We start from the raw sequence: 20,971 nt of genomic DNA, 5'->3' as shown, positions 1-20,971 counted from the left end.
CATATATTTGAAAATCAACCACTAAATCCTTCTTATGGACACACACACACACTTTTCGCTTAAAAAACTATTCTGTTTTTTACTGATTATGCTTGTTTCTGTTGGATATTCTCAAAATCCTCAAAACAAACACATTACCCCTAATGGTGTTTTGGATGCAATTTTTGACAAACAAGGAAATAAATATACTTTTAATGATATTTTAATAAATACCGATAATAACCAATCATATAATAGAGTAGCTTTATTGGGTTGTTCTACTAATTCTATTTTTAATTTATATTTTGAAACTGGGTGTGGTTTAGATAATATTGCAAGTCAAATTGACAACGATAGAAGAGCTGTCATATGTCAAGTTTTTGAGGATTTATCTGCCTTTATAACTACAACTAATTCAGCTTTACAGCCAACATCCACAACTAAAGTTAATATTTGGGTAAGAAATATTAACAACATTCCAAATGCTAATAATTCTGTTCTTGGTGTGGCAAGTGGTTTTTATAATATGCCATCAAATAATTCAATTGGAGGTATCACTGATAATGAAATATGGAAGACTATTCATGCTGGAGTTGATTCATATGCTAATGTTGTTGCACCCTTAGTTTCAAATGGTGGAAGCTCAAACGCAAATGGTATTTTTTATCATGGGTATATGGCTTACAATTTTAATCCAACAAATACAACAACTGGTTTTACGGCTTATAATTGGAACCTTGATACGTCAAATCCTGCTACTTCGACACAGATTGATTTATACTCAATAGTACTTCATGAAATGTTGCATGCTTTAGGTTTTAATAGTTTGGTAAATGCTAATGGAACTTCTCAATTTGGTTCAAATTATAAATATTTTTCAAGATATGACCAATTTTTAAAAAACAACAGTAATGTCGCTTTATTGACAACTAGTTCAAGTTCTCTATTATACAACCAGTCTTTTAACAACTTACTAAACACAAACATTCTACGTCCTGGATGTTCAATTCCAGGTAATATTAATTCAGGAAATTCTATTGATACAACTCTATGCAATGATGCATTAAAATTTGTTGGTTCAAATGGTATTGTTCCTGTATATACTCCAACTTGTTTTGAAAACGGAAGTAGTTTGAGCCATTTTGAAGATGAAATTTATCCAACATGTTCTTCTCATTATCCAGATAACAGTTATTTTGTTATGAGTAATGCTAATTATAGTGGTGCAACAAAACGTTACATTAAACCAGAAGAAAGAGCAGCTTTATGCGATGTAGGATATAGTGTAAATACTTCATTTGGTGTTAGTGGTGCAAAAATTGATGGAAATAACACTTTCTATAATTATCAAAATACAAATGCTTGTAATGGAATAACTGTTGCAGGAATTAATGATGGTAAGAATCCTAATAATACCTTCACATATATAGGAGATGAAGGCACAAATATTAGTATAAATGCAGCAAATATATTATTAAATGATTTTAACGCTACTGAATTTATTGGTTTAGAAGATATAACTGCTAGTTCAAATATTAGTCCAACTTTTGGAAATTCTTCAACAAATATAATTTTCACTAGTTTAGTAACTGGTGTTCACTTATTAAGGTATGTCCCTAAAAATGGAAATGAATTGGGAAATATTACATACATTTATGTTTATGTTCAGCCAATAATAAATAATAGTGGAGGACAGATGGGAATTACTAGTTGTAATCCAATCCCAAACGCTTGTGATTTAGTTATGAATGGAAATTTTGAACAAAATTCTTCACTTCCTGACAATTTAGGTCAAATTAATAAAGCATGCGGTTGGTGGGATGATGTCGTTGGTGGAACAGACTATTTTCATACCAACGTGCTTTTTTCTCCAACATTTACACCTCTAATTCCATGTAGTCTAATTGGTAAACAAAATGTGACTGTAGCCGGTAGTAGTGCACATACAGGTTTTTTAACACAAAAAAATATTATTAACCCATTATTAAATCAATATGAAATAATAAAGACAAAATTATCTACACCATTAATTGCAGGAGTAGAATATCAACTAAGTTTTAATGTGTCAAAAGCGGAAAATACAAGCGCTAACGTCATTAAAATTCAAGCTTTTTTAAGTTCCAATAACATTCCTATTCCAACATCTGGAAATCTTGATATTTCAAATGGTATTTTCTATGAAAATAGCTATTATACAACAAATTATAACGATAATCTCTGGGATACATTTGTGTTCAATTTTACCTCACCTACAGGAGGAGAACAATTTTTATATATTGGAGGTTTAAATAATGTGCAATTTTCTTTACAACCAGCTGTTAGTTCTCCTTCAAACGGATGTACTTTTTCAAATCTAAATAATGTATCTAATGGTAACTTATATTCTTATTATTTTGTAGATAATGTTTCTTTAATCCCAACTAATGGTGCTGAATTTAATTTGCCTACTAACATTGCTTGTGGTGATCCAATTATTTCAAATTTGGCTACTTTTTTAAATGCGGTTCCTCTCTCTGGTTCTTTTTCTGGTCAAGGTGTTACATTTGATGGTAGCACTTACTCTTTTAGTCCTGCACTATCAGGTATAGGTAATATTGCAATAACTTACACTTATACTAATAGTTCGGTTTGTCCTGTTTCACTAATTAAAAATATTATTGTTTCTACTCCTTCTATAGTACCAACTTTTCCAGCAGTTACAGCAATTTGTAATGGTGCTGCTTATGTTTTACCAACAACTTCAAACAATGGTTTTACTGGTACTTGGTCTCCTGCATTTAATAATTTAGCAACTACAACTTACACTTTTACGCCTAGTATAAATTCGTGCGCTATCGCTACAACTTTGACTATACCTGTAAATACATCAATAAATGCAGCAATTCCCACATTTAACGCGATTGCTCCTATTTGTGTAGGAGATGTATTTTCTTTACCATCTATATCTAATAATGGTTTTTTAGGTACATGGTCACCTGCAATAAATAATACACAAACAACAACTTATACTTTTACACCAGATAATGGACAATGCGCAAAAAAAGCTACATTAACAGTTGTAGTTAATAATGCATCAGTTACTATAACTGGAAGTAATAGTGTTTGTAGAAATAGCGGAGAAACATACTCAGCTAGTATTAATGGTGGTATTTGGTTATCATCGGATGTTAGTATAGCAGATATTGAACCAACAACTGGAGAGCTTTTTATTAATCAATCAGGTACTTTTGAAGTTCTATACTTGTTAACAGTTGGCTCTTGCAGTTCAATGACTTCATATGTAGTTACTATTGTAGAACCAGATACTCCACCTTTATTTAGTTTTCAAACTACAATATGTCTAGGTGGTATAAGACCACATTTACCAAATTTTTCAGATGATGGAATACATGGCAATTGGGTTCCAGATACTGTTGATAACTCAGCAACATCAAACTATACGTTTTATCCAGATAATAACTGTACTAATCCATTTACTCAAATAGTTACTGTTATAAATGGTGGTTCATTAGTTGCTAATCAAGATACTATGTTTTTACCCTATTCATCAACTGGTTTTTTAAGCCCGAACATACTTTTAAACGATACCTTTAACGGAAATCCTTTCACATCCAATTCACTAGGATTAAATATTGTTTTAGTTACAACCACAAATAATATAACCATCAATCAAGACGGAACCTTAAATATACCACCAGATTTACCAATTGGGATTTACACAGTTGAATATTTTTTAGAAAATGATTGTTTGCAAAGTAATATTATTAGAGTTGATATTACAATTTATGACTCTACAATCACTGCTGATGAAAAGACCGAAATAAATGTTTGTTATGCACAAAATGCTTATACTACTTCAGAATCAATATTTGAAAAAGTTTCAATAGGAGGATTGCGTGCTGATGCCACTACAATAGATATAAACAACTTAACAACACCATCAGGCTTCTCATTAAACACAGACGGAACCATTAATGTTCCTGCTAACACCTTACCTGGAACCTATAATTTTAATTATAATCTTTGCCCAGCAGGAAGTTCTTCTGGTTGTGTAAATGATATAACATTTCAAGTAATTGTTAATTCGAAAATTAGAGCTAATCCTGGTATTTATACTTTTCAAACCACTGGTGCACAAGTACCTGGAGCAAGCTATAACATTTTTAGCACTGACACATATTCAACAGATTGCTTTTTAGCTGCACCAAATAATGGTGTGCCTGTTAATATAGCTGCAAATGGTAACGCTGTTTTGAGTGGTGCAATTAATTATATTGGGAATACTAATAACTACTTTTTTATTTTACCGAATGGTGAAATCATATATGGTGGAAATAACGCTCCAGTTGGTTCCTATTTTTTTGAATATACAATCTGTGATAAACTATTCCCAAACATTTGTAGCACAGTTTCAGAATGGATTAATGTGGTAGGTTTTAGCAGTAGATTATCTAATAGTGATAATGAAATTAATTTTAATGATTTAGTTGTTGAGCCAAATCCGTCAGATAATAAATTCAATATACATTTTAATAATACTGTATCAAAATTAACAAAAGTCGAGGTTTTTAATTTATTAAATCAACGAGTATATTCTGATGAAATAAATAATGTAAATAATTATGAATTATTTTTAACTAATTTACCTAGTGGCACTTATTTGTTAAAAGTGTCAAACAATTTCGGGACAGTGACAAAAAAAATTATTAAAAATTAAAGTTATGAAAGTAAAATTAGTATTTATAGCTTTATTATTTAAAAGTTTATCATTTTCTCAAATTATTCCAATTCCTGATATAAATTTTAAAAATAAACTATTACAAGCAGATATAAATAATAATATTGCAGGATTTATAAAAATTGATCTTAACAATAATGGAGAAATTGAACAAAGCGAAGCATTAAATGTAACCTACTTATTTTTATTCACATCAAATATTAGTAGCCTCGATGGAATTGAATTTTTTACAAATTTACAATTTTTGTATTGTCATTATAACTCTTTAAGTAGCTTGAATATAACAAGTTTAACTCAATTAAAAATTTTAAGATGTGATTTTAATAATTTATCAAATATTAATTTAACAGGGTTAACAAATTTACAGGGTGTTAATTGTACTAATAATCAAATAAATAATTTGAATTTTACGGGACTTAATAATTTGAAATCGATAATATGTGCAAATAATCAAATAACACAACTTGACTTTAGTCTTAATCCTCTTTTTAAAGAATTAGAATGTAAAAACAACAATCTAACCTCCATCAATCTAAAAAACGGTATTAACCACGATTTTAGTAATGTAAATTTCAACGACTGCTGGAAAACCGGCAATCCAAACTTGGCTACCATATGTGTTGATGCTAGTGAGTTGGCTAGTGTGCAAAATCATTTAAACAATTGTGGTACGGCGCAAACTATAAGCATTACAAGCAATTGTGGTTTGGGTGGTGAGGAGTTTGCAGCTAATAAAGTAGTTTTATATCCTAATCCTACAAGCTCAATAATAAATATTAATGGTAGTGAAACCATCAAAAGTATTGAGTTGTATGATAGTTTGAGTAGGCTTTTAGTTTCTAAAATTGTAGGTGATAATCAATCCTCGTTAGACCTTTCTAATTATAGTAATGGTATTTATTTTGTAAAAATTAGTACAGAAAATAGTGATATAATAGAAAAAGTAGTGAAGCAATAATCTTTTACTTCACTACTTTAACCGACTGTCTTCCAGTATTAGTGTGTAAATTGATGAAATAGATTCCTGCAGGATAAGGAAAATCAAAAGTGTACTTTTTGGTTATAGCGCCTTCAATTTCATCAAGCTTTAGTTGTTTTATAAGTTGTCCTGTGCTAGAATATAATCCTAACATTAAATGATCTACACCTTTAAAATCAATTTCTAAATTCAATTTGTCTTTTATTGGGTTTGGTGCAACCCTAACGACTAATGGTATTCTAGCTTGCTCTTGAAATTGATTGACTGCTAAATTATTAGTCATTTTGTAAATAGTAGTTCCACAAGCATAAGCCAAATCATTATTTAAAATAAAAATTCGATTTAAATTACTTCCTACAGTTGTGTTTGTCCAAGTATCGCCACCATTGGTAGTTTCATAAAAACCTGTGACATGACCACCCATCCAACCATGATTTTCATCTACAAAACCAACTGCTTGAATGTCAACTTCTGGAGCATTTTTTGTTGTCCAAGTAGCGCCATTATTTATAGATTTTATAAGTTTTCCATCGTTAGGAAAAACCGATTCTATGGCTCCAAAAATTACATTGGTATTGTTGTGTAAGGTTTGTAATTTCCAAACATATTCACCAGGAATAGAGCCATTGTAAAGAATTGACCACGTCGTTCCGCCATCGGTAGTTTTTAAGATTACTGCTCCAGTAGCATTATTTCCAGCAGCATAACCTGTATTTACATCCAAAAATAATACTTCTACCAAAGCATTTGCGTGTGCACTCATATCAATATATTGCCACGTAGCACCACTATCGGTAGATTTTATAATGTAAGCTGGAGAAAAATAAGCACCACAGCCATAAATAGTTGAAGTTCCAACACAATCCAAACCACAAATAGCAGCTGGATTTGGGGTTATGGTAACCAAATTCCATGTGGCACCACCATCAAGAGTTTTGTAAAATTTACCATTCAAACTTCCTAAAAAACCAATATTGGCATCAAGAAATTCGATATTTCTAAAATAATGACTGCTACCAAGTATCGCATTATTGGTTTGTAGATTCCAATTTAAACCACCATCGGTTGTTTTGTAAACTGCAGCATAAAATCCATTAGCGGCCCAACCTAAATTTTCATTCAAAAAGAAAACATCATCAAATCGTTGTCCGTTGGTGTTCACCGCAGCATTTGGAAGTGGTGACCATGTTAATTGCGCTGAAGCAAAAGAAGAAATCAGCAATAAAAAGTAGAATTTTTTCATCAATCAATATTTTGCATAAAATTATAAAATTAATTGGCTGTAGCTTAAAATTGGTGAATTTTTTTAAGGATATTTTTAACACAAACCAAAACAATTATGTAACAAGTTTGTTTTACTTTAGTCCAATAAATTTTCACTAAAACTAAACTTTATGAAATTACGATTTATTGCATTATTGTTTTTGGGAGTTATTAGCTTAACTTTTGCTCAAGAAAATCTTAGCTACCAAAAGCCTTCAGCAGAGATTTTAGCTCTTGCCGATTATGAAAGAGCACCATCTGTAAGTATGGATTCTAAAAAAGAATACATGCTTTTAAGTTACAGAAATACTTACAAAACGCTTGACGATTTAAATCAAGAAGAAATGCGATTGGGAGGTTTACGTATTAATCCTGTGACTAATATTTCGAGTACGGTTACGTATATCAGCAATTTAAAAATTAGAAAAATAGCTGCTAAAGACGAAACTCAAGTATCAGGTCTTCCTCAAAATGCTAGACTAACCAACATTTCTTGGTCGCCAGACGAAAAGAAAATTGCATTTACGAATACTACGAATTCTGGAGTTGAACTTTGGATAATTGATGTGGCAACCGCTTCGGCAAAAAAAATAACATCAGACAATTTGAATGCCAATTTAGGAAGTCCTTACAGTTGGATGAATGACAATCAAACGTTATTGGTAAAAGTTTTGCCTAAAAATCGTCCGGCTTTAATTAATGAGAAAAAAGATTTACCAAAAGGACCAACCGTTTCTGTAAGTGATGGTGCAAAATCTCAAAATAGGACGTATCAAGATTTGTTGAAAAACAAAAATGATGAAGCTAATTTTGATGCTTTAGTAACATCCGAATTGTATAAAGTAACGATTTCTGGAGCTTCAACTTTATTCAAACCAGCTGATATTTATGCTGGAGAAAGTTTTTCACCAGATGGAAATTATTTGATGATTACTACAATTCAAAAACCATATTCTTATATTGTTCCATTGAGTCGTTTTCCACAAAAATCTGTAGTTTATGATTTGAATGGAAAAGAAATTAAGCCAGTAAATGAAGTTCCTTTAACGGAAATTATGCCAAAAGGTTTTTCTTCAGTTAGAAAAGGAAAAAGAAGCATGAGTTGGAGAGCAGACAAACCAGCAACTTTAGTTTATGTAGAAGCACTTGATGAAGGTGATCAAGCTAAAAAAGTAGATTATAGAGATGAAGTTTTTCAATGGAATGCGCCTTTCAATTCGGCACCAACTTCTATGATGAAGACGCAACAACGCTTTGGCGGAATCAATTGGGGAAATGACACTTTTGCAATAGCTTATGATAGTTGGTATGATACAAGAAATGCCAAAACTTATTTGTTAAATCCATCTAATCCTAATGAAACTCCAAAAGTAATTTCGGATAGAAACTCGCAAGACATCTATTCTGATCCAGGAAATTTTGAAACCAAAAAGAATGAATTTGGAAGATATGTAATCGCTACCGAAAATGGCAATGCTTATTTAATTGGTGACGGACATACCAAAGAAGGTCAATTTCCTTTTATCGATGAATTGAATTTGAAAACATTAAAAACAAAACGTTTATACACTTCAAAAATAATGGACAAAAAAGAAGATTTGATGTCAATTGAAGATTATAAAAAAGGAGATGTTTTAGTGATGATTCAATCTAAAAATGATTATCCAAATTACTATTTTAGAAATATTAAATCTGGTAAACTAACACCAATTACAGCTTTTAAAAATCCATTTGAAAGCATTAAAAATGTGTATAAAGAAGTAATTAAATACAAAAGAAAAGATGGAGTAGATTTGTCTGGAACTTTATATTTACCAGCAGGTTACGACAGAACTAAAAAAGAGAAATTACCTTTATTAATTTGGGCATATCCAGCAGAATTTAAAGACAAAAACTCGGCAGGACAAAATGATAAAAATCCAAATGAATTTACGTTTCCAAACTATGGTTCGTTTGTTTATTGGGTAACTAAAGGTTATGCTGTTTTAGATGATGCTTCATTTCCTATTATTGGAGAAGGAACTACAGAACCAAACGATACTTTTATTACACAACTAGTTGATGACGCAGAAGCTGCAATTAATGCAGTAGACAATTTAGGATATATCAATCGTAAAAAAGTGGCTGTTGGCGGACATTCTTACGGAGCTTTTATGACAGCTAACTTATTAACTCATTCTAATTTATTTGCTTGTGGAATTGCACGAAGCGGAGCTTACAACAGAACTTTAACTCCGTTCGGATTTCAAAGTGAGCAACGTAATTACTGGGATGTTCCTACAATTTACAACGGAATGTCTCCTTTTATGAATGCAGATAAAATGAAAACACCTTTACTTTTAGTTCATGGCGATGCCGATAATAATCCTGGTACTTTTACTTTACAATCTGAACGTTATTTCCAAGCTCTTAAAGGACTTGGTGCGCCAGCAAGATTGGTTTTATTACCAAAAGAATCACACGGATATGCTGCTAAAGAAAATATCTTTCACTTACTTTGGGAACAAGATCAGTTTTTAGAGAAGTATTTGAAGAATTAAAAAGAGAATAGAAAATAGAAAAAAGATTATAGACCTTTGAAGTAAATTTGAAGGTCTATTTTATTTTTAGATATACTTGAGTTGTTTTGGGAATTTCTGAATTGTGTTCGAAAAATAGAATTTCGTTATCCAATTTTGCTTCAATCAAAAAATGACTTCCTCTGAAATAAGAATTTAAAACCTCAACTTGTATATCTGAGTTTTCAACAACTTTAATTTGATGTGGGTAAATGTATTGTAATTTACCATCAATATTAATTTCATTCACATCTCCAAAAAGTGAAGCAATATATTTAGATTTTGGATTTTCAAAAATTGCTTTTGGAGTTCCACTTTCAATGATTTCTCCATTTTTCATTATCAGAACTTCATCAGCAAATGAAAGAACATCAGTGCTGTCGTGAGTTGCTGTTATACAAGTAATTTGTTTTTCCTTTAGATAGGCGAATAATTTTCTTCGCAAACTGTTTTTTCTAAAGTTATCGATGTGACTGAAAGGTTCATCAAGTAATAAAACTTCTGGCTCTAAGGCTAAAACTCTTGCAATTGCAACTCTTTGCATTTGACCACCACTAAGATTTTTGGCTTTTATATCGAAAAAGTCTTCCATTTCTACAATTTCTAAAAGCTCTTTTACCCTATTCCATTTTTTTTCAGAATCGATATTTGACAAATACTTTCCAACATTTTCTGCTACTGTAATGTAAGGCATCAAATCGAAATCTTGTGCAAGATATTTCATGAAATCCATGCCTGGAATCAAATTATATTTTGGTCCTAAAACTTCTGTATCATTCCAAAAAATATTTCCGTCGTTCAAGTCATACAAGCCATAAATTAATTTTAGAAGCGTACTTTTTCCGCAACCACTCTCGCCAATTATAGAAACATTATGACCTTTATGGATTGAAAAAGCACTTTTTTTAATGGTAACTTCTTTCGAATAAGAAAAAATTATGTCTTGAACTCTAAGCATTTTACAAAAATAACAACTTATTTGATACATTTTATCAGTGATTTACGCCATTTGCGATAAAGTTTTGATAATTAGCTAAATGAAAAAAAAATATTTTATTTAATGAGATAATTTAGTGAAATTTGTAGCCCCAATTCTTTTAATAACCTTTGCAATTGTTGAATCGATATTTTTCAAAATAATTTGAATAACAATGGAAATTAAAAAAATATTATTTGTTTGTATTTTCTTAATCAGTTTTATTTCTAAAGCTCAAGTAGGTATTGGCACTGCTAGTCCAAATGCTTCTTCTATGTTGGACATCACTTCTACAAATAGTGGTTTACTTATTCCTAGAGTAGCCTTAACAAGTACTTCCGATGTAACAACTATAGCATCTCCAACAACTTCATTATTAGTTTATAATTCAGGGTTTGCACCAAACGGTTATTATTATTGGAATGGTACGCTTTGGGTTCAATTAGCAACCGTAAATAATACAAATTGGTCGATTTCTGGTAATAGCGGAACAAGTTCAGCAACTAATTTTATTGGAACTACAGATGATGTAGATTTAGTGATAAGAAGAAATAACATTCGTAGCGGATTTATTGGAAACCCTGCAATAGCTTCTGGTAATAAGAATACTTCTTTTGGAGCAAACTCTTTAAATGCAGCCGGAACAGGCATACGAAATACAGCTATCGGAACCAATGTTATGCCTGGCAATACTACAGGACAATTAAATGTTTCTATTGGTGACCAATCCATGTTTTCAAACTTGACTGGAAATACTAATACCGTGATTGGTGTTGGCGCTTTATATTCTAATTCATCAGGAAGTGAAAATGTGGCTTTTGGAAGAAATGCTTTAACAAGTGCTAATGCTAATAACAATACCGCTCTTGGTTTTGCCACGCTTCGTCAAAATTCAACTGGAACTAACAATGTAGCCATTGGTCATCAAGCTGGTTATAACGAAACCGGAAGTAATAAATTATATATTGAGATGTCTACTGCTGCAAACGGAACTGACTCAAGTATAGATAATGCTTTAATTTATGGTGAATTTAATAATCGAATTGTTAGAACTAACGGTACAATTCAAGTAGGAAATCCAACTACATCTGGGTATTCTTTTCCCACATCAAGAGGAACTGTAGGTCAAGTTCTTCAAACTGATGGTGCAGGAGGAACAAGTTGGGCTAATTCAGTAAATAGCTTATCGTTAGTAAGAACTAATTTATCTGCAAATCAAAATGTTGCATCAACTGGTTGGCAAAAAATCACTTTTAATACTATTGCTTTTGATACCAACTCTGAATTTAACACAACAACCAATAGATTTACTGCAACAAAAGCTGGCTATTATGAAGTAAATGCAGGTTTTCATACTTTCAATAAATCAGATGCTGAATATTATGGTATTGCCGTTTATAAAAATGGTGTAGAATATCAAGAAACTTCTTCACATCATTATGGAGACAAATTGATTTCAAGAATCATTAACTGTACAATTAACTTAATTCCTGGTGATTATATAGAAATATATATTTTTAATGGAAATGCACCTTCAACAATTGATGCTTATGTAGGGAAAAGTTATTTTGAGATTAGGCAGTTAAAATAAGTCAAAGAAACGAGTGTGACTTTTCTAAAAAAGATATTGATATTGCTCTTAATCAATAAGCTTCCTGAATTTGGATTGGCAAAAACTTACTTCTAATTATAAATTTTCATCATCAATCCATTATTTGTCAAAATTTTCTCAGATGATAACTCTGGATAATATTTTGGGAACCGAAAATTGCATAACAAAAACTTATCAAAATAATTGTTGTGACATTTTACTTTTATGGATGCTAAACATTGGTGCGTTTTAAAAACATTTTCTTCTAAATTTTTATATAATTAACAAAACCCAATAACAATAATTACAATATTAATATTTTTATTGTTATTTTTTTTAGACAATACACAACTCAAACGTTGTATTAACATAAATGTAAAGATGTTTTACCTATACATTAGTACAACATTATAATAATTACTATTTAATTATTAAGAAGTAAGTATCTAAACAATGATTGTTGAAACTGAATAATAATCTAATTTTTTATAGTTTTTTTTAACATTTCAAATTTCGTATAGTTTTTATACACTAACACTTTATTAATTGAGAAAATTAAACTTGTAAGTTTGAAATTGAACAAAATCAAACAATTATGAAAAAATTTTTATTATTAATTTTCCTTTTGTCTTTTACATTAGGCCAATCACAAGGTGCTGCACCTGGAGATCCTGGAAGAAATTCTTGGGATGTCATTTCTCTTTTCTCAGCAGCCTACTCGGACGTTCCGGGAACAAATTTTAACCCAAATTGGGGACAAACAGCTGGTTATCCCAGCAACTTAACCACACCGTCATATGGTGGTGATGCAGTAAAACAGTATCAAAATACTGGTAGTTATCAAGGAACTGAAACTCAAAGTGATATTAATGTGTCTGCAATGACTACTTTTCACATTGAAATTTATTCTTCAACACTTACTTCAATAAGATTATCTCTTATTAAAATCACTGCTGGTACAGTTGAAATACCTACAACTTTACCTTTAGTTCCTGGACAATGGAACGTATTCAACATCGACATTTCAGGTGCTTCTTTTGCTTCTGTTCGTCCAAATTTTCGTCAAATTAAATATGATCAACCAGCTGGAGCTGGAAATATTCAAAACTTAATTATTGACAATATGTTCTTTTGGAGGCCAGCAACTCTTCAGCCTCCAACTGTTGGAACTTTTACAGTAGCAGCTCAACCAGTTGGCGCACCAAATTACACTTTAGTTCCGCCAACTTCAAACAACACAAGCACTTTTACTTATTCTAGTAGTAATGGAACTGTTGCAACTATTGTAAATGGAAATGAACTACAAATTAATGGAGCTGGATCTTCTATAATTACAGCTTCACAAGTTTCAGATGGAACATATGGACCTAGTAGTTCTATAGCAACTTTAAATGTGACTTATCCTGCTCCAGGACCTTCTCCAACTCCTCCAGTTAGAGATCCTGGTACAACAATTTCAATGTACACTGGTACTCCAGTTGTTCCTGGATATCCTAATCCTGTTGGGTATAATATGGTTCGTGCTCCATGGACTGCAGGCACAGGGTCTGATTTAAATTTTCCAAATGGATCAAATACTTGTATCAAATTAGAAAATTTTGGTTTTTTTGGTTTTGTAACTAGTGCGGAACCTGTTCGTTTTAGTGTAGTTGGAATGGCAAAACTCCATGTTGATATTTATTTGAATACACCAATTGCAAATATGTTCGTTTTCCTTTTGTCTAATGGAGACCAAAACTATAATACTGGACCTCTTGTTGCAGGTTGGAATTCACTCGATATTCCTCTAACAAGTTATCCTGGAGCAAATTTAGCTAGTATCTACGGATTCAAATTTGAACACAATCAACCTGGTTTAAGACAAATTTATTTAGATAACATCTACTTTTATAACGGAGGAACTGATCCAATTATAAGTGATTTTAATGTTCCTTCTGCTGTTCTTGGAGATTCAAATATTGTGTTAACAGCACCAATTTCTGATAGCCCAGGTGCTTTTTCTTACACAAGTAGTAATACAAGTGTTGCTACTATTGTTAATGGTAATCAAATACAAATAAACGGAATTGGTTCATCTACCATTACAGCAAACCAAGCTGCAAGTGGAAGTTTTGATGCTGGTTCAATAACTGCACAATTAGTCGTTGCTGCTCCACCATTAGCTACTCCTGCACCAAATCCTCCTGCAAGAAATCCTTGGGATGTTGTATCACTTTACAGTGATGCCTACACCAATTTACCATCAGCAGTTTGGGTAGGTGCATCTTCATTAACAGATGAATTACTTGGTGGAAATCCAACCAAAAAAATGAGTAATTTTTTAGTTGAGTTCATTAATTTTGCACCTACTAATGTATCAGAAATGACCATGTTACACATGGATATTTATACACCAGATGTAACTGGCTTTAATATTTGGTTACTTAATAATGGTGATAGAAATGCACAATTTTTCCCAACTTTAAACGGTTGGTACAGTGTTGATATTCCTTTATCTACCTATGTAAATAATGGTTTAAATATGACTGGATTAATCCAACTTAAATTTGAAGGTTTAAATGGACCAGGAAAAACTGCTTATGTAGACAATGTATATTTCTACAGACCAGCAACTTTACAACCGCCAACAGTTGGAACTTTTACTGTACCAGCTAAAAATGTTGGAGATGCTACTTTTACAATTACTCCTCCAACTTCAAATAATACAAGTCCTTTTACTTACTCAAGTAGTAATAATGCAATAGCAACAATTGTAAATGGAGACCAAATACAAGTTGGTACAGGTGGAACTTGTACCATTACAGCAACTCAAGTTTCTGATGGTACTTATGGACCATCATTAAGAACAGCAACTTTTGTGGTTAGCTTTCCTGCTCCTGGCCCATCACCTATTCCTCCAGCTAGACTTCCTTCTAAAGTTAAATCATTGTATAGCGCTGCTTACACTACTGATCCTGGTTTTGATATGGTACGAGCATTTTGGACTGCAGGAACTACATTGACAACAGTTCCAAATGGTACTGACACTGCGCTAAGAGTAGATAATTTAGGATACATTGGATTAATTGACTCTACAGAAAGACGTTTGAATGTTTCAACAATGACAACTTTACATATGGATGTTTATGTTGATACTCCATTTGCAAATTTATTTTTCTGGCTTTTAACTGATGGTGATCAAAGAAGAGATATCACAAATCTTCAAACTGGTTGGAATTCAATTACCATTAATTTATCTGAATTTGCAGGAGCTAATTTATCTAATGTTTATGGTTTAAAGTTTGAACAAAATCAACCTTCACCGTTGCGTTTTTATATAGATAACGTATACTTTAGTGATGATACTGTTTATGCAGATAATGATGGTGATGGTTATGGTGATTTTGCATCTACTGCTATTGGTGCTCAGCCAGGTTATGTATCAAATTCAACTGACTGTAACGATGCTAATGCAGCTATCAATCCAGGTGCAGTTGATGTATGTTACGACGGAATCGATAACGATTGTAATGGTATTATCGACAATGCTTGTACACCAATTGTAGGGTCACTACCATCAGGAACATGTGGTACAACTCTTGCAGGATGGTACTCAACTGTTACGGCAAGCTGGACTAATTTTGCTCAAGGATACAGATTCAAAATCACTAAAGTGGATATGAATACAAATGCACCAATTGCTACACCAGTTATCATTGACAGACCAACCAATAATATTTCATTGGCTAACGTTCCAGGAACGACTTACAACTCAAGATATATGTTTGAGATTGCAGTACGATACAACAATGTATGGCAACCCTTCTTTGGAGCACCATGTTACTTAAACACACCAAATCCAGTTTCAACAATTGGAGCACAATGTGGAAGTACACTAACTGCTATGAACCAATGGATAAATGCAGGAGCTGTTTCTAATGTTACTGCTTATAGATTTAGAGTTACAAAAGTAATTGCAGGAAATCCAACAGGAACTTCTCAAGAAACTACGCAACCATCTAATAAGTTTAATATGACTCAATTGTCAGGAATCTTGTTTGCAAGTACTTATAGAGTAGAAGTTTCATTAAGAAATACTGATGGTACCTTCTTACCTTATGGTACACCATGTGATATCAATACACCGTCTTATCCAACTACACAAGTTAGATCGGTTCAATGTAATAACTATCAAGTTACAAGTAACTCAGAGTTAATTATTGCAGACGGAGTTAATGGAGCAACAATGTATCGATTTAGAGTTTACAACGGAGTTGATTATGATACATTCTATGATAACCAATACAACAGATTTACATTAAACAATTTCCCTGGATTAATTCCAAACGGAGAGCTTTATTCTGTACAAGTAGCGGTTAAGTTACCAAATGAGCCAAATTTTGGTCCATACAGTAAATCATGTACAATCAAAACTCCGATGCAAGCAAGAGCTATAGCATCAGATGTTCAATTAGAAGTAGTAAATGTATTTGAGGCTTTGGCTTATCCAAATCCATTTGCAGAGAACTTCAAGTTGGATGTAAAAACTAATAGCGAAGCTAGCATTCAAGTTAGAGTTTACGACATGATAGGAAAACTAGTTGAAGACAAAATGATAAACGCTTCTGATATTCAAAATTTTGAATTAGGAAACCAATATCCATCTGGAGTTTACAATGTAATAGTATCTCAAGAGTCTAACACTAAAACACTACGTGTAATAAGAAGATAATTTAAATTAAAGCTAAATATTAAAAATACCTCTCTTTCTTTGAGAGGTATTTTTTAATATTTTTTCATGCATATTCAAGAAGTAATTATGAAAAATTTCACATCAATTCGAATCATAATAGTATTTCTATTTACCATAGTGAGTCAAGCTCAAGTAGGAATTGATACACCAACACCTCAAGGAGCGTTAGACATAACATCATCAAATGATGGCTTATTAATACCTAGAGTAGCCTTAACAATTACCACAAGTGCATTGCCACTAACATCACCAACAATATCTGAATTAGTATACAATTCTGCTACTGTTGCTGATGTTACACCTGGTTTTTATTATTGGAATGGAACAATTTGGGTTAGATTAGCAGCTGGAGTAACAAATGATTGGAGCATAACAGGAAATACAGGAATAATTGATGGAACGAATTTTATTGGTACAGCCGCTGCAACAAATGTTGATGTAGCCTTTAGAAGAAATAACTTAGCTGCAGGGAAAATAGGAGCAACAAGTACTTCCTTCGGTGTAGGAGCATTGACCGCTGGAGCAACAACAAATAGTTCGGCTTTTGGAACGAATGCATTAACACTAAATACTGGTGCTAATAATGTAGCTGTTGGGAATGGTTCATTAGCCGCAAATACTACAGGTAATACAAATGTAGCTGTTGGAAATAGCACATTAGCAGCCAATGTAAGTGGAATTCAAAACACCGGCGTTGGAAATAACGCATTATTACTTAATACTGGAAGTGCGTCAACAGCTATTGGATTTGAGGCATTAAGAGCAAATACAACTGGAAATAATGGAACAGCCGTTGGATTTAGAGCTTTATCAGGCAATACAACAGCAAGCAACAATACTGCTATTGGATTTGAAACTATGTTAGGTAATACTATTGGTAACGAAAATACTGCAGTAGGTTTTCAATCAGCTAGATTCAATACTTCTGGAACCAAAAATACCGCAGTTGGTCATATTGCTTTAAACAATAATACAGGATCTGAAAATACCGCTTTTGGACATAGTGCCTTGGTAGGAATTTCTCAAGCAGGATCAAGATTTAATACTGCAATTGGTTATCAAGCTATGTTTGCTATTGGTCTACCTCCTTTTGCAACCACTACCAATGTTGTAGCTGTTGGAGCAAATGCACTTTTTCAAAACAGAGCTTCCAATGCAACAGCTGTAGGATATAATGCTTTACAAGGTCAAATTGCTGGAGGTACTGGAAATACAGGTGTTGGATATAGTGTATTGAATAATAATATTAATGGTGACAATAATACTGCTGTTGGTAATGAAGCAGGGTTTGCAGCAACAGGATCAGATAATACACTTATTGGAAATTTTGCAGGACAATTTACTACTGGTTCCAATAATATAGCTATTGGTTCTAATTCATTGAGAGCAAATGGTCCTTCAGCTAATAGTGTCGCAATTGGATTTAATGCACTTAATTCAAATACCGCAACAAGCAATACTGCCATTGGATATAATGCATTAAGAACAAATGGTGCTGGTACTGGAAATGTAGCAATAGGTAACCAAGCTGGAGAATTTGAAACAACTTCTAATAAATTATACATAACGAATTCAAGTACAAATGCTACAACATCTCTTATTTATGGAGAGTTTAGTCCAACAAGAATTCTTAGAACAAATAGTACTTTTCAAATAGGTGATCCGGCAGGAACGGGTTATGTTTTTCCAGCTGCAAGAGGAACCTTAAATCAAGTTCTTCAAACAAATGCAGCCGGAGTTTTAAGTTGGGTGAATCCATCATCATTAACCATTACTGAAACTGATCCGCAAGTATCATCAGTAACAATCAATAACATTCCAAAATGGAATGGTACAACACTTGTGGATGGAATAGTAACAGATAATGGAACTACCGTTACAGTTGCTGGTACAACTTCAACAACTAATTTGCAAATGACTGCTGGTGCAACGGCGAATTATTTTTTACAAAGTGATGCTGCTGGAAACGGTAGTTGGGCTCAAATTCCTGTAAATACTGTAAAACCATATATTACAACTGGAGTAGCAACTGGTATCTATACCATTTCATTATCTGAATATACTATTAGAGTATTCAATGCGATTTCTGAAGTCAGATTACCAAATGCCGTTGGCAATACAGGTAAAATTTACATAATTATTGGAAGTAATACAATAAGCCCGAAAATACTATCAACAAGTGGAGGAAATATATATGATGACGTTACGAATACTTTCATAAATACTATAAATGCAAACGAGCGATATACGGTTCAAAGCGATGGTACTGATTGGATTGTAATTGGAAGATAAAAAGATAAATTATAGTCAATCCGTTTCTTTTTATGAGTTTTATAATATCTTCAACTAAAATATGTAAAAACTTTTTTTGAAGTAAGGCAAATAAAATAAAATGCAGAAAAAATTATATTTTTTTCTGCATTTTATCGTTTTTAATAGTTTTTTATCGATAAAAAATATCTTTGAATATTTTTTGTTAGTAATTTTAAGAAAATGTTTGAATTTTTCTAAAAACTAATGAATCATGAAAAAGATAATTTTACTCCTCTGTTTTATAGTATTTAATCTATACCAAACCAATGCTCAAATTGGAATTGGAACAACATTACCAAATGCGCAATTAGATATTCGTTCAAGTAATCAAGCGACTCCTGCAAATAATGATGGAATATTAATTCCAAAAGTTAATGTATTTCCTGCTACTAATCCTACAGTTGCTCAACAAGGTATGCTTGTTTACTTAACAACACCTACAACTTTTTTAGCAACTTCAAGACAACCAGGTTTTTATTATTGGAACAATCCTACTTCCGATTGGATTGGATTGAATTCTGTTGCTAATGGTGACCATGATTGGTATGAAGTTGCAACAACATTACCTCCAAATGCTATCACTGACGATATGTTTCATACTGGAAATGTTGGAATAGGAACGTCAACAATAGCAGCAAATACAAAACTTGAAGTTAATAGTGGAACTACAAGTGATGCTATTTATGGTCATTCTAACAATGTTGGTGGTATTTTAGGTAGAGAAGTAAATTTTTCATTTGGAACACCATCACAATCTTTATTAGGAGCTGGCGTTTATGCAAATAATCCTGCTGCAGGATATACAAGTATTTTTGCTCAATCAACTGGTTCGGCAACAGTAGCTGCAAACATTTCATATTCTGATGTATGGATTGGAAGTTATAATTATGTACAAAACAATACTTCTACTTCAAATCCACCAGCAAACTATAATCAACTAAATATAACAAATTCGGCATTAGGTGGTTCTCAAATAGCATTAAGAGGCTACAATTCTAGAGGGACAACAACAGGGAATCCAGGATATTCAATAGGTGCTCAAGGTGTTGCAGACAGTCAAAATCAAGATGCGATGGGTGTTCAAGGTTTATCTTTCAGTAATGGAGCTATAAGAATTGGTGGATATTTTGAAGGATTATCATATCCTGGAGTTTCACAAGCATATGCTTATGTTGGCGGAACTGTAAATAGTGGAGTAACCCAAAGAAAAATTATTGGAACGGGTTCAGTTTCTGAAATTATTCCAACTGAAAACCATGGTAGAGTAACATTAACATGTCCAGAATCTCCTGAATATTGGTATCAAGATTACGGAACAGTAGAGATGATAAATGGTAAAGCTACTATAATAGTTGATGAAATTTTAGCTGACATCATTGTAGTGGATGAAGAAAATCCTTTAAGAGTAATTTGTACACCTGTGGGAATGCCTTATTTTAATGGAATAACAATTATGTCCCAAACTAAAAACTCAGTTGAAATTTTAGAGTTAAATGGCGGAAATCATTCAGGGAAGTTACAATACCAACTAGTTGCAAAGCCTAAAACAAATTTTGGAGAAGGACGTTTTCCTCAAGCTCCAGGTCCAGGTTATCTAAAATCTGACAAAGAACCAATGGCAGCAAAAGCTAAAAACCAACCAACAGATGGTAGAAAAATTTTCAGTTGGCCAACAGATCATATCGTTTACAAGTATAATCCAGAAGATTATGTTTCTATAGGTGATGTAATTCCTGCAGGTCCAAATGCTGGTAAAATTAAACTAGGAGATGGCAAATACGGTGAAGGCATTCCTGCTGAAAAACCTAAAAGATAAAAAACAATAAGAGCGATGCTAAAACG

Annotated in this window: 9 protein-coding genes; 7 read left to right on the top strand and 2 right to left on the bottom strand. The window is 32.4% G+C overall.

Annotation, left to right across the window (positions count from 1 at the left end; all coding sequences use genetic code 11):
- Positions 1–34: 34 nt before the first annotated feature.
- Together ACYU7A_RS08770 and ACYU7A_RS08765 are read left to right on the top strand one after the other, a co-directional pair.
- A complete protein-coding gene (locus ACYU7A_RS08770) occupies positions 35–4,696 on the top strand; it encodes a T9SS type A sorting domain-containing protein (protein ID WP_460575823.1) in 4,662 nt (1,553 codons plus the stop codon).
- A 4-nt stretch (positions 4,697–4,700) separates the two neighbouring features.
- Complete coding sequence (locus ACYU7A_RS08765) at positions 4,701–5,675, top strand: T9SS type A sorting domain-containing protein (protein WP_460575821.1); 975 nt, start codon at positions 4,701–4,703, stop codon at positions 5,673–5,675.
- 4 nt (positions 5,676–5,679) lie between these two features.
- On the opposite strand, the gene ACYU7A_RS08760 is transcribed toward ACYU7A_RS08765, so the two are convergent.
- Positions 5,680–6,939, bottom strand: coding sequence for a T9SS type A sorting domain-containing protein (locus ACYU7A_RS08760; protein WP_460575819.1), 1,260 nt, complete (start codon positions 6,937–6,939; stop codon positions 5,680–5,682).
- Positions 6,940–7,090: 151 nt separating this feature from the next.
- Here ACYU7A_RS08760 and ACYU7A_RS08755 point away from each other — a divergent pair, with 151 nt between their 5' ends.
- Positions 7,091–9,499, top strand: a complete 2,409-nt coding sequence (locus ACYU7A_RS08755; RefSeq protein WP_460575817.1) for a prolyl oligopeptidase family serine peptidase — start codon at positions 7,091–7,093, stop codon at positions 9,497–9,499.
- 55 nt (positions 9,500–9,554) lie between these two features.
- On the opposite strand, the gene ACYU7A_RS08750 is transcribed toward ACYU7A_RS08755, so the two are convergent.
- Positions 9,555–10,475 carry an ABC transporter ATP-binding protein gene (locus ACYU7A_RS08750; protein WP_460576690.1) on the bottom strand — a complete coding sequence of 307 codons (921 nt, stop codon included), beginning with the start codon at positions 10,473–10,475 and terminating at the stop codon, positions 9,555–9,557.
- A 193-nt stretch (positions 10,476–10,668) separates the two neighbouring features.
- On the opposite strand from ACYU7A_RS08750, the gene ACYU7A_RS08745 reads away from it, so the two are divergent.
- The 4 genes from ACYU7A_RS08745 (at position 10,669) to ACYU7A_RS08730 (ending at position 20,945) form a co-directional block, all read left to right on the top strand.
- Entirely contained in the window at positions 10,669–12,084 is a 1,416-nt protein-coding gene (locus ACYU7A_RS08745) for an autotransporter outer membrane beta-barrel domain-containing protein (RefSeq protein ID WP_460575815.1), read from the top strand.
- A gap of 595 nt (positions 12,085–12,679) precedes the next feature.
- Positions 12,680–16,795, top strand: a complete 4,116-nt coding sequence (locus ACYU7A_RS08740; RefSeq protein WP_460575813.1) for a MopE-related protein — start codon at positions 12,680–12,682, stop codon at positions 16,793–16,795.
- 87 nt (positions 16,796–16,882) lie between these two features.
- On the top strand, positions 16,883–19,108 hold the full coding sequence (locus tag ACYU7A_RS08735) for a beta strand repeat-containing protein (protein ID WP_460575811.1): 2,226 nt from the start codon (positions 16,883–16,885) through the stop codon (positions 19,106–19,108).
- A gap of 232 nt (positions 19,109–19,340) precedes the next feature.
- Positions 19,341–20,945 carry a hypothetical protein gene (locus ACYU7A_RS08730; RefSeq protein ID WP_460575809.1) on the top strand — a complete coding sequence of 535 codons (1,605 nt, stop codon included), beginning with the start codon at positions 19,341–19,343 and terminating at the stop codon, positions 20,943–20,945.
- Positions 20,946–20,971 lie beyond the last annotated feature (26 nt).

It is taken from the genome of Flavobacterium koreense (assembly GCF_054776075.1).
This window is presented reverse-complemented; position numbering and strand designations above follow the sequence as displayed.